The organism is Burkholderia sp. 22PA0099 (assembly GCF_047497165.1).
In the GTDB taxonomy this organism is placed as follows: Bacteria; Pseudomonadota; Gammaproteobacteria; order Burkholderiales; family Burkholderiaceae; genus Burkholderia.
Genome location: NZ_CP163164.1, coordinates 2,679,850 through 2,695,458, shown reverse-complemented (window position 1 = coordinate 2,695,458; position 15,609 = coordinate 2,679,850). Strand labels below are relative to the sequence as shown.

General features: G+C 67.3%; 16 protein-coding genes. 8 read left to right on the top strand and 8 right to left on the bottom strand.

Annotated features, from left to right (window positions below):
* The first annotated feature begins 114 nt into the window (after positions 1-114).
* The 4 genes from AB4851_RS12000 to AB4851_RS11985 all read left to right on the top strand — a co-directional run bounded on the left by AB4851_RS12000 (position 115) and on the right by AB4851_RS11985 (position 1,827).
* Positions 115-246, top strand: coding sequence for an HHHH-motif protein (locus AB4851_RS12000; protein ID WP_414439435.1), 132 nt, complete (start codon positions 115-117; stop codon positions 244-246).
* A 281-nt stretch (positions 247-527) separates the two neighbouring features.
* Positions 528-749 (top strand): hypothetical protein, encoded by a 222-nt coding sequence (locus AB4851_RS11995; protein WP_414447384.1) that lies wholly within the window; start codon positions 528-530, stop codon positions 747-749.
* On the top strand, positions 743-1,438 hold the full coding sequence (locus tag AB4851_RS11990; RefSeq protein ID WP_414447383.1) for a hypothetical protein: 696 nt from the start codon (positions 743-745) through the stop codon (positions 1,436-1,438). Before AB4851_RS11995 ends, AB4851_RS11990 begins: the two co-directional genes overlap by 7 nt.
* Before the next feature lie 83 nt (positions 1,439-1,521).
* A complete protein-coding gene (locus tag AB4851_RS11985; RefSeq protein ID WP_414447382.1) occupies positions 1,522-1,827 on the top strand; it encodes a hypothetical protein in 306 nt (101 codons plus the stop codon).
* Positions 1,828-1,934: 107 nt separating this feature from the next.
* On the opposite strand, the gene AB4851_RS11980 is transcribed toward AB4851_RS11985, so the two are convergent.
* The 3 genes from AB4851_RS11980 to AB4851_RS11970 form a co-directional block, all read right to left on the bottom strand.
* Complete coding sequence (locus tag AB4851_RS11980; protein WP_414439439.1) at positions 1,935-3,287, bottom strand: TRAP transporter large permease; 1,353 nt, start codon at positions 3,285-3,287, stop codon at positions 1,935-1,937.
* A gap of 6 nt (positions 3,288-3,293) precedes the next feature.
* Positions 3,294-3,773 (bottom strand): TRAP transporter small permease, encoded by a 480-nt coding sequence (locus AB4851_RS11975; protein ID WP_414447381.1) that lies wholly within the window; start codon positions 3,771-3,773, stop codon positions 3,294-3,296.
* 104 nt (positions 3,774-3,877) lie between these two features.
* On the bottom strand, positions 3,878-4,870 hold the full coding sequence (locus AB4851_RS11970) for a TRAP transporter substrate-binding protein (protein WP_414447380.1): 993 nt from the start codon (positions 4,868-4,870) through the stop codon (positions 3,878-3,880).
* Positions 4,871-5,555: 685 nt separating this feature from the next.
* On the opposite strand from AB4851_RS11970, the gene AB4851_RS11965 reads away from it, so the two are divergent.
* Together AB4851_RS11965 and AB4851_RS11960 are read left to right on the top strand one after the other, a co-directional pair.
* Positions 5,556-6,797: an MFS transporter gene (locus tag AB4851_RS11965; RefSeq protein WP_414447379.1), complete on the top strand. Its 1,242-nt coding sequence runs from the start codon at positions 5,556-5,558 to the stop codon at positions 6,795-6,797.
* Positions 6,790-8,463 (top strand): thiamine pyrophosphate-binding protein, encoded by a 1,674-nt coding sequence (locus tag AB4851_RS11960; protein ID WP_414447378.1) that lies wholly within the window; start codon positions 6,790-6,792, stop codon positions 8,461-8,463. The genes AB4851_RS11965 and AB4851_RS11960 overlap by 8 nt, the downstream gene beginning before the upstream one ends.
* A 135-nt stretch (positions 8,464-8,598) precedes the next feature.
* On the opposite strand, the gene AB4851_RS11955 is transcribed toward AB4851_RS11960, so the two are convergent.
* The 4 genes from AB4851_RS11955 to hpaI form a co-directional block, all read right to left on the bottom strand.
* Positions 8,599-9,567 (bottom strand): LysR family transcriptional regulator, encoded by a 969-nt coding sequence (locus AB4851_RS11955; protein ID WP_414447377.1) that lies wholly within the window; start codon positions 9,565-9,567, stop codon positions 8,599-8,601.
* A gap of 25 nt (positions 9,568-9,592) precedes the next feature.
* Positions 9,593-10,294 carry a hypothetical protein gene (locus AB4851_RS11950; protein ID WP_414447376.1) on the bottom strand — a complete coding sequence of 234 codons (702 nt, stop codon included), beginning with the start codon at positions 10,292-10,294 and terminating at the stop codon, positions 9,593-9,595.
* A gap of 146 nt (positions 10,295-10,440) precedes the next feature.
* On the bottom strand, positions 10,441-10,581 hold the full coding sequence (locus AB4851_RS11945) for a hypothetical protein (RefSeq protein ID WP_414439446.1): 141 nt from the start codon (positions 10,579-10,581) through the stop codon (positions 10,441-10,443).
* A gap of 355 nt (positions 10,582-10,936) precedes the next feature.
* The gene (gene hpaI / locus AB4851_RS11940; RefSeq protein WP_414447375.1) at positions 10,937-11,737 is read right to left on the bottom strand and encodes a 4-hydroxy-2-oxoheptanedioate aldolase; all 801 of its coding nucleotides are present in this window, start codon (positions 11,735-11,737) and stop codon (positions 10,937-10,939) included.
* Positions 11,738-12,252: 515 nt separating this feature from the next.
* Between hpaI and AB4851_RS11935 the strand changes: the two genes are divergently transcribed.
* The gene (locus AB4851_RS11935; protein WP_414449178.1) at positions 12,253-14,046 is read left to right on the top strand and encodes a S8 family peptidase; all 1,794 of its coding nucleotides are present in this window, start codon (positions 12,253-12,255) and stop codon (positions 14,044-14,046) included.
* Between the two features lie 326 nt (positions 14,047-14,372).
* Positions 14,373-15,038 (top strand): cation diffusion facilitator family transporter, encoded by a 666-nt coding sequence (locus tag AB4851_RS11930; protein WP_414447374.1) that lies wholly within the window; start codon positions 14,373-14,375, stop codon positions 15,036-15,038.
* 247 nt (positions 15,039-15,285) lie between these two features.
* Here AB4851_RS11930 and AB4851_RS11925 read toward each other — a convergent pair whose 3' ends face one another.
* Entirely contained in the window at positions 15,286-15,525 is a 240-nt protein-coding gene (locus tag AB4851_RS11925) for an oxidoreductase-like domain-containing protein (RefSeq protein ID WP_414447373.1), read from the bottom strand.
* Between the last annotated feature and the right edge of the window lie 84 nt (positions 15,526-15,609).

Below are 15,609 nucleotides of genomic sequence, written 5' to 3'. Positions count from 1 at the left end.
TCATCGAGTTCGTTCGGCAACGAACCCGGATCACGCAAGCCCATCGATGACGTCGGCCGCCACGACACGGCGTATCCGGTACTACAACCACACTATTCCGTTCAGGACATCTCCATGAAAAAAACGCTGCTCGCATCGGCCCTGGCCGTGACGCTCGCCCTCCTCGTGACGAACGCGGAAGCCCGCCCGCACAAGGTTTGCCATTTCGATCACCACCACCATCGCAGCTGCCATTGGGTGCATTAAGCCTTTCGCAGGCTGATCGAAACCGGCCGTCGCAACGATGGCCGGTTTGCCCGCACCACGCGGCGCACGTCACTACCCATGCTTCGCCATCCGTAGCAAACCTTCCGCTCTTCCCGCCCGCTTTCCCATTTCGCATCCTGTAGCCGCTCGTCACCTGCCGTTCGTGCCGGATGCCATGTCACGTCCACATCGCGTATTTGAGAAAAACGGGATAAATGGGACAAATGAGAAATATGCTAGAGTCGTGACTCCTTCATGCTTTCCGGGCTGGAAACACCGACATGTCGAACCGGGATCGAGCGATCGCCCTGTGCGCCAACGAGTGCGGCAGGATCAGGGAAACCGTTCTGTCGGAACTCGACGCCACCCGCGACAGGCTGGCCCGGGCCGAATCGCTGTCGCGCGCCGTGCCCGAAGGAGCCAAGCGCGCCGCACTGCTCGCGCGCCTCGAAGCGGAACAACATAACGTCGCGCCGCTCACGGCGCCCCCCTCGGTTTGCTGAAGGAGCTGCCCATGGAACTCGCAACCCGCAGAAAAAAAACCGCAACGCGTGCCGACCTGATCGCACTCGCAACCGGGCATTACTCGGGCGACCCGGAAAAGCTGCTCGACCGCGTGGCGGCGGATCTGCTGTGCGGCGCCTCCGCCGAACTCGAACGCAAGCACATGGAGCGCGACGACATCCTGCTCCAGGCCACGATGCGCAGTGCATTGGCCGCGTCGCTGCGCAAGATTCTCGGGCTGGAGCGATCGCATTCGCGTGCGGCATCGGTCGCGCAACAGGGTTTGCCGGTTTCCAGATTGAGCCCCGAGGAGGTACTCGAGCAATCGGGCATGTCCAGGAGCACGCTTTACCGCGGTGACGGCACACGCTTCTACAGCGTCATCCCGGCAGGCATGCAGAACGGCCGCGCCTACCCCGCCTGGCAATTCGTCGGCGACATACCGTCGATCATGCCCGGCGTGCTTCGCATCCTCCAACGGAAGTCGAGAACACGGATTCACGGCTTTTTCCTGACCGAGCAAGATTCGCTGAACGAACTGTCGCCCGCGGAAGTGATCGCCGGCCTGCCGTTTGCCGATCGCGGCCCCTTGGCGCAAGCGCAAACGCGAATGCTCGGTCTTTCGCAAGGCGCACGGCTCGACAAGGTCATCGCACTCGCGAAGCTCCAGGCCGAGGATCCCGACTGAGACTGCAATGTGAGCAGGCCAACCCTCATCGATGCACCGCTTCCGGGCTATCTGACGGAGATCGTCCCGACCACTGCAGCCGGTTGGGCATCCACGACATCATCGGCTCGCCCGATCACGAAGCCTGCCAATGGCTCGGCCTGCGGCTGCGCAACGCGATGCTGACGCTGGCCGCCAATGCACGTCCCGACGGCTTCGTCTACCCATCGCGACGCGTGCACGGCTACCCGGCACTGGCGCTCGGCGATTGGGCGACGCCCGCGCTGTTCGGCCGGTCGCAAATCTCGATGGAGCGCTTCGACGGCTCGGCCATTCATCGGCATTTTCTCGACGACCCGATGCTGACCGATGGTCCCGATGCCGATGCGCCGCCCTTGATCCGGCTCTGATGCACGACGCCCCATGAAAAACGCCAGGCGCGGATTCCTCCGCGCCTGGCGTTTTGCTTTGCACCGGCCCAAACCCTCACTCGGGCCGGCCAGTCATTCGATCAGAATCAGAACACCGGGTGCCCGCTGATCACGCTCGGCAGCCAGGTCGAGAAAAACGGCCAGTAGGTCACGATGTTGATCGCGCTGAAGATCGCCAGGTAATACGGCCAGGCCGTCTTGGTGGTCTCGCCGATCGACACCTCCCCGATCGCGCAGCCCACGAACTGCACCGAGCCGATCGGCGGATGCACGAGGCCCAGCGAGCAGTTCAGCAGCAGCATGATCCCGAACTGCACCGGCCCCACGCCGCACGCCATCGCGATCGGCAGGAACAGCGGCGTGGTGATCAGGATGTGCGCGGCCATGTCCACGAACGTGCCGAGGAACACCTGCAGGATGTTGATGTACAGCAGCATCAGCCACGGCTGCGCGTTCGATTGCAGCAGCAGGTGCTCGATCGAATCGGGAATTTCCAGGTACGACATCTGGAAGCGCAGCATGTTCGACACGGCGATCAGCAGCAGCACCACGCCGGTCGTGCGCGCGGCGTGCGACAGCGCGCGCATCAGCTTCTTCATGGTCAGCGTGCGGTAGATGAAGATCGTCAGCACCAGCGAATACACCACCGCGATCGCGGCCGCCTCGGTGGCGGTCGCAATGCCCTTGGCCACGCATACCAGGATGATCGCGATCACGCCAAGGCCCGGCAACGCGCCGGCGAACGCACGCGCCACCGCAGCCCAGCCCGGGAACTTCTGCAGCGCGGTGCTGCCGTCGGCGCGGCGCGGATAGCCGTAGCGGCGCGCCTGCCAATAGGCGGCGAGCAGCACGAAGCCCATCACCCACAGCACCGGCAGCAGGCCCGAGAACAGCAGGTCGCCGATCGACACGCCGCTCACGCGCTGGCCGTTGAGCATGCCCACGATGCCCTGCGCGGCGAACGCGTAGATGATCATGTTGGTCGAGGTCGGCATCAGCGCGCCGGCCAGCGAGGCGTGGGTCGTGACGTTGACGGCGTACGCGGCGCTGTAGCCTTCGCGCTTCATCAGCGGAATCACCACGCCGCCCATCGCCGAGGTGTCGGCGGTCGGCGAACCGGACACGCCGCCGAACAGCGTGCAGGCCACCACGTTGGCCATGCCGAGGCCGCCGCGGAAGTGGCCGACGATCGCCTGCGCGAACTTCAAAATGCGGTCGGCGATGCCGCCGTGCAGCATCAGCTCGCCCGAGAAGATGAAGAACGGCACCGCCAGGAACGAAAACGCGTTCATCCCGGAGATGACCGACTGCATCGCGGTGGCGATCGGCAGGCCCTCGGCGAGATAGGTCGCGACGCAGGCGAGCCCGAGCGCGAACGAGACGGGCACCCCGAGAAACAGCAGCAGCAGGAAGCTGATGGAAAGGATTGCGAGTTCCATGTTGGGTCAGGTTCGGTTGCGTTTGCGCAGCGCAAGCAGGTGCTCGAGCGAGAACAGGATGATGGCCAGGCCGGCCGGCATCGGGATCAGGTAACGGACCGATTCGGGCAGGCCGATGATCGGGATGCGATCCTCGAAGGTGGTTTCGGCCATTTGATAGCAGCCGGCGATGATCGCCACGGCGAACGCCATCAGGCAGAGATGCTGGAAGGCGTGCACGACCGTCTGCGCCTTGGGCGAAAGCCGCCGCACGAACGAATCGAGGCCGATATGGCCGCCGTCGCGCACCTTCATCGCGGCGCCGAACATCGCGATCACGATCACCAGCAGCAGCGCGATCGGCTCGACGAAATCGGGCGCGTTGTTGAAGACGTAGCGCATCACCACGGCGTAGAACACCATGGCCGTCAGCACGACGAGACTCGCCGACGCCACCACCGCGAGCGCCATGAACAGCACGTCGTTCGAGTGCTTGATGAACCTCATTGGGAACCTCTCGGGACAGGAAACGCGGCCGGGCGAAGCCTCGCGCGGCCGTTGAAGCACGGGCGCGGGCCGCTCGCTTGTCGCGGCGGCCCGTGCACCGGGTGTTACTTGATCTGCTGAATCTCGTCGACGATCTGCTTCATCATCGGGGTCTTCTCGTACTTGGTCCAAAGCGGCTGCATCGCCTTCACGAACGCGGCGCGGTCGATCTGCGCGGCCGGCACGATGGTCGCGCCGCCCTTCAGCACGGCGGTGCGCGCGTCGGCTTCACGCGCCGTCCACAGGTTCACGTAGTACGGCACGGAATCGGCGGCGGCCTTCTTGATCGCGGCCTGTTCCTGCGGGCTCAGCGTGTCCCAGATCTTCTTCGAGAACACCAGCACTTCCGGCGTCATGGCGTGCTGCGTTTCCGAGAACACGGTCGCCACTTCGTAGTGCTTGGTTTCGTCGTAGGACGGCAGGTTGTTTTCGGCGGCATCCACCAGGCCCGTCTTCAGGCCCGTATAGACTTCCGAGAACGGCATCGGGGTCGGCACGCCGCCCATCGCGCGGATCTCGTCGACCATCAGGTCCGACGGTTGCACGCGCACCTTGAGGCCCTTCATGTCGGCCGGCGACTTGACCGGGCGCTTCGCGTAGATCGAGCGCGCGCCGCTTTCATAGAACGTCAGCGCGATCATGCCCTTGGCCTTGAACGCGTCGAGGATCTTCTGGCCTTCCGGGCCATACATCACCTTGCGGAAGTGCTCGATGTCGCGGAACAGGAACGGGAACGACGGGATCATCGATTCCGGCACGATCTCGTTGAACGCCGCGCCGTTCGCGCGAACCATGTCGATCGCGCCGATCCGCACCTGGTCGACCGTTTCGTTCTCCGAACCGAGCGCGCTGTTGCCGTAGACCTTGATCGAATCCTTGCCGTCGGTCGCCTTCTTGATCTCGTCGCTCATGAACTTCACGGCCATGTTGGTCGGGAAGGTGTCGCTGTGGACGTCGGCCGAGCGGAACACGCGGGCCTCGGCGGACATCGTCGTGGCCGCGGCGAGCACCGCGACGACGGCGGCGGTGACGCGCGTACGCGTGAAGATCGTTTTCATGGTCAAGTCTCCTCAGGGAATATCGAGTATTGGTTTTGCCGTGCCGGGCAGGCGGCGTTCGTTGCGCGCTGCGTTCCGTCTTGTCGTCCGATCACTGTCAGGCAGCCACCCGCTGTCTCACGTCGTACAACTAGGAAGCGAGTCTATCGGGCCAGAACCACGCTTGTACACTTGGTGCATACCCGCAGAGGGCCACCTCGCCGAATCTGCCTCTCAGGCAGGTTTTATATAGGATTCAACGACTTGAATCCGAAACTCGCGCCCTTCGCCGCAGCGCCTCCGCGCGACCGAGGGAAAACTCTTTGGTGGTCCTGACTGCTCGGACAGATGTCATTAGACAACTGATCATTGCGGGTTAACCGCGTTTCGTTTTTGCCGTGGCGGCTTCGGCCGACGGCAAAGCTGCCCGCACAGGTTGATCGCGGTCGTCCCGGAATCAACCGTGATGTCCGAGCACCGGCTTACCGAATGCCTCGCATTCATTTCAATTGCCTTTCGTTCGCATGCCGAAACACGCCGGGCCGCGCGCGCATAGCTGCTATGCGGCCGGCGCAACGCGCCACGTGCGGCCGTCGCCATAATCGGTTCGACGATGCAGCCCGCGCCACCCGCGCCTTCGGGCCGCCTCGCCGCACCCATAACGACAGACGACAGGCGCCCATCCGCCTGCAGGAGACGATCGATCATGCAACCGTGGTACAGCACGATGGCGCCCGCCCAGCGCCGAACCTTCTGGGCATGCTTCCTGGGCTGGGTGCTCGATGCGATGGACGTGCAGTTCTTCGCGTTCGTGATTCCGACGCTGCTCGGCGCGTGGAGCATGACCAAGGCGCAGGCCGGCGTGATCGGCACCTCGGCGCTGGTGTCGTCGGCGATCGGCGGCGTGATCGCGGGCGTGCTGGCCGACCGCATCGGCCGCGTGCGCGTGCTGAAGCTGGCGATCCTGTGGTTCTCGTTGTTTACCGGCTTGTCCGCGTTCACCAACGGCTTCGAGCAGTTGCTGTTCACGCGCAGCCTGCAGGGCCTGGGCTTCGGCGGCGAATGGGCCGCGGGCGCGATCCTGATCGGCGAGGTGGTGGACAGGCGCATTCGCGGCCGCGCGGTCGGCGCGGTGCAGAGCGGCTGGCCGGTGGGCTATGCGCTGGCCGCACTCGCCTACTGGGCGCTGTTCAACGCGCTGCCCGAGCATCTGGCCTGGCGCGTGCTGTTCCTGATCGGCATCCTGCCCGGCCTGCTGGTGCTCTGGATGCGCCGCAACGTCGGCGAATCGGCGGCGTTCGAGGCGGCGGCCGAGCATCGCGCCCGCACCGGCATGCTGGAAACGTTCGCGCAGGTGTTCGCGCCCGGCGTGCTGCCGCGCACGCTGCTGGCCTCGCTGATGGCGGCCGGCGCGCTCGGCGGCAACTACACGATCCTGACCTGGCTCGTCACCTACCTGCGCCAGACCCAGAACCTGCCCGTCAACCTCGCCACGCTCTATCTGGTCGTGAACCTGCTCGGCTCGTTCTGCGGCTATATCGGCATGGCCTACCTCAGCGACGGCATCGGCCGCCGCGCCACGTTCGCGCTGTCGGCGGCCGGCGCGATCCTGACCGTGCTGGCCTACACGCTGCTGCACCTGCCGCCGCTCGCGCTGCTGCTGCTCGGCTTCCCGCTCGGCCTGTTCCAGTCGGGCATCGTGTCGGGGATGGGCGCCTGCTTCACCGAGCTGTTCCCGGCGCAGATCCGCGCCTCGGCCGGCGGCTTCTCGTACAACTTCGGCCGCGGCATCGGCTCGCTGGTGCCGGCCGCGGTCGGCTTCACGAGCGCCGCCGCGGGCCTCGCCAAATCGATCGGCATGTGGGCCGCCGCGTCCTATGTGCTCGTCCTCATCGCCGCGGTATTCCTGCCGGAAACCCGCAACAAGGAGCTTGAAACCCATGTCTGACCTCACCCAGCCGCGCAACGGCGGCCGCCTGCTGGTGGATGCGCTGGTGCGCAACGGCGCCGATACCGTCTACTGCGTGCCCGGCGAAAGCTACCTGCCGGTGCTCGACGCGCTGTACGACACCCCGGGCATCGCCACCATCACCACGCGCCACGAGGGCGCGGCGTCGAACATGGCCGACGCGTACGGCAAGCTGACCGGCCGCCCCGGCATCTGCTTCGTGACGCGCGGCCCCGGCGCGACGCACGCGAGCAACGGCGTGCACACCGCCAACGAGGATTCGACGCCGATGCTGCTGTTCATCGGCCAGATCGAGGGCGGCTTCGCGGGGCGCGGCGCGTTCCAGGAAGTGGACTACGGCCGCATGTTCGGCGGACTCGCGAAATGGGTGGTGGAGATCGACCGCATCGAACGGATTCCGGAGGTCGTCGCGCGTGCGTTCAGCGTGGCGATGTCGGGCCGGCCGGGGCCGGTGGTGATCGCGCTGCCCGAGAACGTGCTGTTCAACGCGCCCGAGGCCGAGGTGGCCGACGCGCCGCCGGTGCGCATCGCGCGCGCCGCACCCGACGCGCAGGCGATGGCGGAGCTGCGCGAGCGGCTGGCGCAGGCCGAGCGCCCGCTCGTGATCGCGGGCGGCACCGGCTGGGACGAAGCCGGCTGCGCCGCGCTGGCGCGCTTCGCAGCGGCCAACGACCTGCCGGTAGCGGCGTCGTTCCGCCGCCAGGATCTGCTCGACAACCGCGACCCGCATTACGTCGGCCAGTTGGGCCTGGGCGTGTCGCCGGCGCTGGCCGCACGCGCGAAGGCGGCCGACCTGCTGCTGGTGATCGGCTCGCGGCTCGCCGAAACCACTTCGTCGGGCTATACGCTGTTCGACAGCCCGGTCACGAAGCAGACGCTGATCCACGTTCATCCGGACCCCGAAGAATTGGGCCGCGTCTATCAGGCGGCGTTGCCGATCGCGGCCTCGCTGCCGGCCTTCGCGCAGGCGCTCGACGCGCTCGCGCCGCTCGACGCGGCCATCCGGCAGCGCTGGCACGAGTGGACGGCCGCCGCGCGCGCCGATTACGTGGCCCACTCCACGCCGCCGCCGGCCTCGCCCGAACTCGATGGCGTGGATCTGGCGCAGGTGGTCGCGCATCTCGACGCGGTGCTGCCCGACGACGCGGTGATCACCAACGGCGCGGGCAACTACACGGTGTGGGTGCATCGCTTCTACCGCTACCGCCGGATGGCCACCGAGCTGGCGCCCACCAACGGCGCGATGGGTTACGGCTTCCCGGCCGCGATCGCCGCCAAGCTGAAGTTTCCGGCGCGCGAGGTGGTGTGCTTCGCCGGCGACGGCTGCTTCATGATGTATCCGCAGGAATTGGCCACAGCCGTGCAATTCGGCGCGCCGCTGATCGCGATCGTCGTCAACAACGCAATGCTCGGCACCATCCGCATGCATCAGGAGCGCGAGTATCCGGGGCGCGTGTCGGCCACGCGGCTGGTCAATCCGGATTTCGTGGCGATGGCGCGTGCGTTCGGCGCGCATGCCGAGCGCGTGGCGCGTACCGAGGATTTCCCGGCCGCGTTCGAACGCGCGCGCCAGGCCGGCGTGCCCGCGGTGATCGAGTTGCGCACCGATCCGCGGCAGATCACGCCGGCGAATCGGTTGGGTTGAGATCGAAGGGGCTTGGGCGGTTCGGCGGGTTCGTGCGGTATTCGGGCTTGATTCGAACGCGGTTCGGCCCCCTGGAACGCGTCGCCGGCAGGCGGCGCGAACCGCGCCGGTGACCCCCGAATACGCCTGCGACGCCTAAGCTTCGGGCGGAGCCGGCACCCCAACCGGCGCCTGCGGCGCAAGCAGCGTCGTGCCGGGCCAGCTGCCGTCATCCACCAGCGTCGCGGCCAGATCGCGGATCGCGCGCGTCACCTCCCACACCCCCTCGGGCATCGCGCGGTTCTGCGGCCAGGCGATCGCCACCTCGCGCGTGACGGGCGGCGTACTCAGCGCGAAGCAGCGCAGCCGTCCCCCCGCCACCTCCTCCACCACCGATGCCGCCGGCAACACGGTGCATCCGCAACGTTCCATCACGAGGCGCTTGGTCAGCGAGATCGAGCCGTCGCATTCGAGCGCGATCTGCGGCGTGAAGCCATGCCGCTCGGCCAGCGTTTCCACCAGCAAGCGCAGCCCATGATGCGTGCTCGGCAGGATCAGCGGAATCCGGCCCAGCTCGCGCACGTCGAACGGCCCGGGCGGCAGCATATAGCCGGCATAGGTGACCAGGCACACCGCCTCGGTCAGCAGCGCGTCGAACTGCATCGCGCCGCGATGCTCGGGCACGTACATCACCGCGAGATCGATCTCGCCGTCGCTGAGGCGGCCGAGGATCTGGCTCGCCAGCCCCTCGACGAAACGGATGCGCGTATCGGGATAGCGCGCCTTCAGCAGATTGCCGAGGCGGCCGAACATGATGCGCGCGACGGTGGGCTGCGCGGCGATGGTCAGGCTTTCGGGGCCGCGCCCGCCGCCGCTGCGCATCGCCTCGCGTGCCTCGTCGAGCGTGCGTTCGAGCGTCTGCGCATAGCCGAGCAGGTGCCGGCCGCGCTCGGTCAGCTCCACGCCGCGCCCGCTGCGGCGAAACAGGCGCACGCCCAGCTCCGCCTCCAGCAAACCGATGCGCCGGCTCACCGTCGACTGGTTGGTGCCCGACTCCATCGCCGTGCGCGAAATGCTGAGCGTTTTCGCGACGTGCAGAAACACCTTGAAATCGTCCGAATTCATCCGCGGCCCGCCGATCGTTGCACGCTCACCGGTAGCTCACCGTGGCGTGCGGCTTGAGCGGATCGCGGTCGGGGAACAGGCCCATCTGGAACAGGCAGGCCGAGCGGGCATCGTCGGTATCGACATGGATGGTGGCCGGTTCGTTGGCCGTGGCGGCGTGCTGGCCCGTCATCTGGCAGCCGTTGTCCCACGGGCCGCGGCTGCGTTCGGTGTCGAACCACACGCCGATGCGCGGGCCGGCCACGTTGGTGGCGAACTGCAGGTCGCAGCCGCCGGGGCGGTTGTCGGTATCGACCACGATGGCGGACGCCTGCGCGCGCGCTTCCTCCAGCGTGCGCACCACCGGCACGCGGTTGATCCCGGCGTTGCCGCATTGGCCCGGGTCGCCGGTGGGCGTGAAGCGCGTGATCGGCTGCCAGTCCTGCAGGCTGCGGTCCGGATCGATGACGGCCAGTTGCATGACGCAACCGCCCGGCGCGCCGTTGGTGGCCATCCGGATCGTGCGCGACCAATCGCCGAAGCCCGTCACGATCTCACCGTGCGCGCCGCCGTTGCATTGCGCGGCCGAGATGCCGCCCTGCACGGTCGGCTCCCAACGTTGGTACAGCTCGACGTGCGCGTAGCGCGCGTCGCTTGCCGCCGCATGGCCCGCCGCCTGAGCGGCCAGGGCCGCCGAGCCGAAGGTCAACATGCCGCCCAGCGCCAGCCATTCGATGATTCGCGTCATCACAACCCCATGGTTCGTGGTTAGCTCGTCGGCCCGTATCGATCGCCGGTCGGGATGCGGGCCGTTCGTGTCGCGCGGTCGATTCTACCGTTCCGGTTCGTTGCGAAATCATGCGAATCGTCAACGGCGCGCGGGCGGCCGCACGCTCAACCGCCGCCGCCGAGAAAGCGCAACAGCCACAACAGGAAATGGAACACCAGCACGAGCAGCGCCCATAGCCGTTCGAGCAGATCCCACAAGCCTTCCCGCCAGACGCCGGATGTCGCGCCGGCCCACCATCCATTCATCGTGCCTCCGTCGTGTGCCCGCGACCGGGGCGCGGCGCCATCTTCGCATGCTTCGCGGCGCGGGCGGCCCGCTCGCGTGCAACGGCGGCGCACCAAAAAAACGCCTCGGCCCGGAAGGTTCCGGTGCCGAGGCAAACCGCGTTTCGATAACACTCTTTGGGGAAAGAGTGCGCTTCACTTTAGGAAGTTGTGCCCGCAGATGCAATTTCGGCGTCTTACCGCATCTTTCCGTGCCGCCGCGCGGTTCGGGCAGATCGGCCGCCGGCCCCGCCCGCCACCGATCGCGGCGCATTACACCGGTAATGCGCGCGACGTTCAACGCACGCGCCCCGGCCGCGTTTCGCGCCCGCCGGGGTCAACGTTCACGATCGGACGGCCCCACGCCGAACGTGTTGGCCACCGCGCGCACCGCGTTCGCGTAGAGCAGCACGTCCACGCCCACCGCCACGAACAGGCAACCGAGCGACAGGTAATGACGCGCGAGCGTCGCATCGTCCGTCAGCGTGCCGGCCGCCTTGCCGCTGCGCACGATGCGCGCGATGGCGTCGTCGATCGCGAACTGCACGTCGGCATGGCGCGGGTTGCCGCGATGCCCCATCGACGCGGCCAGGTCCGCCGGCCCGATGAACACGCCGTCCACGCCGTCGACGGCGCAGATCGCCTCCAGGTTCGCCAGCGCGGTGGCGCTTTCGGCCTGCACCAGCAGGCAGATTTCCTCGTCGGCCAGATCGAGGTAATCGGTGCGCTGGTTCCAGCGCGAGGCGCGCGCCACCGCACTGCCCACGCCCCGCACGCCGCGCGGCGGGTAGCGCACCGCCGCCACCAGCGCGCTCGCCTGCTCGGCGGTTTCGACCATCGGCACCAGCAAGGTGCGCGCGCCCGCGTCGAGCAACTGCTTGATCAGCGCGGCATGGCCCTCCACCGGCCGCACCACCGCCTCGGCGCGATAGGGTGCCACGGCCTGCAACTGCCCGACGATGCTGCGCACGTCGTTCGGCGCGTGCTCGCCGTCGATCAGCAGCCAGTCGAAACCGGCCGTCGCGGTGATCTCCGACAGATAGGGCTCGGCCATCGACACCCAGAAGCCGACCTGCTGGCGCCGCGCCGCGAGCGCGGCCTTGAAGCGGTTCATTCCATACGAATGGCTTGCAGTCATGGTGGTGCGTTCCTCTCGATCAATTCGCTTGGCATGGCGAAGCAAAACGGCCTGCCTGGCCCGCTCGCCGCGCCCTCAATTCAGACTTTTCGATTCGGCTTCGATCAGATGATTCCCCGCCTCCAAACCGGACTTTCAAAACTTACTTGGCGCATTTCTTAGTTATCCAAATTCATATGACAAATACGAATCCCTTGATGTACGGGGTTTACAAGCCGCTATTCAAACGATCGATCAGAACTCATTCATGCATTTCCGGGATTGCGATCCGTCCCCGTAAGGATTCCGATCATTTCGGATGCCAAGCTTTTACAGGTAACTATTAAGAATTGTGAACGCGCGCCGTTACCCGGAACAGAAGCTCTTGCTGCACGCGTCAGCGCAGCGGGAGAAACGGACCGGCCTTCCATCGCGACGATGGCGGCGAACGCGACCGGGGTGTCGTGTAGCCACGTTGCCAGGCGGTCCCCCTGACCGCGGGATGGCGGTTGCGAACACAAAGAATGAGTCACGACATGAATATCGAGCGCTTCAACCCCGCCCAGTTCCGCCCGGGTCAGATTCGTACGCTGGCCACCGTCGTTTCGATGACGTTGATCGCATCCGTGATTGCCGGTTGCGGCGGTGGCGGCGGCGGCGATACGCCCACCGCGTCGGCCGCGGCCGGCAACGGCACCAGCAGCGGCACCACGGCATCCACCTCGGGTTCGTCCTCCGGCACCTCGTCGAACAACTCCGCGATGTGCACCACGGCCCTGGCCTCCTCGCAAGCCGCCACGGCCTCGACCACCACCAGCAGCAGCACCACGTCCAGCACGACGACCGACGGCAACTCGACGGCCACGCCGTCGCTGGTGTCTTTGAGCGCGTTCGAGGCACCGGTCGATCACCTGATCGTCAAGCTCGCCTCGGCTTCCGCCTCGACCAGCAGCAACGGCGCCCGCACGCTGGCCGCCGCGTCCACCGCCGCCGATCCGGCGCGCGTGGGCAACGTGATCAGCCGCGTGCTGACGCAATGGAACACGCAACGCTCGAAGGCCAGCATCCTCGCCGCGACCAGCACCGGCGGCAGCACCGCCGCGCTGCCGAGCTTCGACAACGTGCAGCTCGAGCGCACCATGTCGGACGGCTCGGCCGTGGTGTCGCTCGGCAAGCGCGTGTCGAGCACCGACGCCAACACGCTGGCGCAAGCGTTCGCCGCCGACAGCGACGTGGCCTACGCCGAACCGGACCGCCGCCTGTTCGCCAGCGCCGCCACGGTCACGCCGAACGATCCGAGCTACGCGCAGCAATGGAACGACTTCAGCACCGCGACCGGCACCAACATGCCGGCCGCCTGGAGCCTGACCACCGGCGCATCGACCGTGGTGACCGCCGTGCTCGACACCGGCTACCGCCCGCACACCGACATCGCCGCCAACCTGGTGGCCGGCTACGACTTCATCACCGACGTGAACACCGGCAACAACGGCCACGGCCGCAGCGCCGACGCGACCGATCCGGGCGACTGGGTCACGCAGGCCGAACTGAACGATTCGACCAGCCCGTTCTACAACTGCGCGAGCGCGCCGAGCAACAGCAGCTGGCACGGCACGCAGGTGGCCGGCCTGATCGGCGCGGTCGGCAACAACGGCACCGGCATCGCGGGCGCGAGCTGGTTCGGCAAGATCCAGCCGGTGCGCGTGCTCGGCAAGTGCGGCGGCACCACCAGCGACATCGCCGACGCGATGCGCTGGGCGGCCGGCATCTCGGTGTCGGGCGTGGCCGACAACCCCACCCCGGCCAAGGTCATCAACCTGAGCCTCGGCGGCAGCGGCCCGTGCGGCAGCACGTTCCAGTCGGCCATCAACGACGTGATCGCGCGCGGCGTGACGGTGGTGGTGGCGGCCGGCAACGACGGCCTCGCCAACGGCCAGGATCGCCCCGCGAACTGCACGGGCGTGATCGCCGTCGGCGCGACCGATTCGACCGGCAAGCGCGCCTGGTACAGCAACTACAGCCCGGAAATCACGGTGAGCGCGCCGGGCTCGACGATCCTGTCGACCAGCAACACCGGCACCACCAGCCCGGGCAGCGACACGTATCAGACCAACAGCGGCACCAGCCTGGCCGCACCGCAAGTGGCCGGCGTGGCGAGCCTGATGCTGGCGCTCAACCCGAACCTGACGCCCGCGCAGATCTCGCAGAAGCTGATCGCCACGGCCCGCCCCTCGCAGATCGCGGTCACGTCCTCGTCGGCGTGCACGGCGATGGCGCCGGGCGCCGGCCTGATGGATGCCGGCGCGGCGGTTGCGTCCGCAACGAATTAAGCAAGCCCGTCCCTGTCACGGCATCGTGGTTCGATGCCGCTCCCCACGGCGCCCGCGTAACGCTTCCACGTTGCGCGGGCCGTCGTTTTTTACGCCCTTGCGGTTCCCGCCCACGTGCGTGCGGCAGGCTGCAATCCGCCGCCTGTGACACGCATGTGACACCGGCCGCTCCGGTGCGTCGGGACATTCCCGCCCCCACGCCCGGCACGTCTCGCGGCGTTCGGCCCGTTTCCGTTCGCGGCCCGCCGTTACCCCATTTGTCACAGGTCTGCCATTTCCGGCCGATAGAGTCCTGCTTCATTCAAGCAGAACACCCCCACGCCTCCATGCCGAGTTCAGCGCGCGCGTCCCAATCCGTTCATGCGATCACCAGCCGTGTGCTGACGACGAGCCTCGTCGTCAACCTGGTGCTGATGGCCGCGCAGGCCGGTGCCGCCTATGCCGCGCATTCGTCGGGGATCTTCGCCGATACGGTGCATGCGGCGGTCGATCTGCTGGCCGATGCGCTGCTGCTGGTGGCGTGCCGGCTCGACGCGAAGCTGCCGCCCGAACAGCGCCCGACCTACGAGCCGTTCGCGCTGCTCGGTCTCGGCGTGCTGCTGCTCGCCACCGGCGCGCAGATGGTATGGAGCGCCACCACCGACCTCGGCTCACCGAGCGACGTGACGCCCGATGCGTTGTCGTTCGCGGTGCTGGCGATCGCACTGGCGGGCAAGGAAACGCTGTCGCGCTGGATGCTGCGCCGGGCGCGCGCGATCGGCGGCGCGGCGTTGATCGAGGCGAGCGCCTGGCATATCCGCACCGACGCCCTCACGCTGCTGGTCGCCACCCTGGCGCTGGCCGGCGCGCGCGCCGGGCTGCCGCGTCTCGACGAGCTGGCGGCCACGCTGATCGGCGTGATGATCGTGCGCACCGGCTATCTGTTCGCCAGGCGCGGCTATCAGTTGCGCGCGGAACAGACGGGCGGCGTGTATCGGGCCGAATCGCGCTGAATATTGCGTTGAATATTGCGCTGATCAAGGCGCTGATTGCGGGTCTGGAAATCGGGCCGATGATCAGACTGGAAATCGCGCTGGAAATCGGACGGGCGATCGCGCCGACGCTCACCGAATCGGGCTGAGTATCGGGCCGACGGTTGCACTGAAAAGCGCGCCGATTCGCATCAAGCAGCCCCCGTTCGCACCTCGGCGGCGCCCTTCCCCACTTCCCTTCTCCAACGCTCCGACCCGGCGCCCCCGCTCAGGCGGACCGCGCCTCGGGATGGCGTTCGAGCCATTGCGCCAGGTCCGCCTTGTATTGGGCGAGCGCGTCGTCGTACATATCGAAAATGCAGGGCGCGCAGCCGGATTGGCAGCAATCCTCGAGTTCGGGCGGCACGGGGGCCTCCGGACGCGGATCGGCGGGGGAAGCGGCCGGCTGGGTATCGGCGGCGGAAATGGAAACAGCGGCGGAAGCGGGAGGTTGCGGGGAATTCGACACGGCGTGACTCGGGCAAGCGGCGGCAGGGAACAAGGAACAAGGAACAGGACGAAACGCAAGTATAGGCTTGCGCAGCGCCCCGTT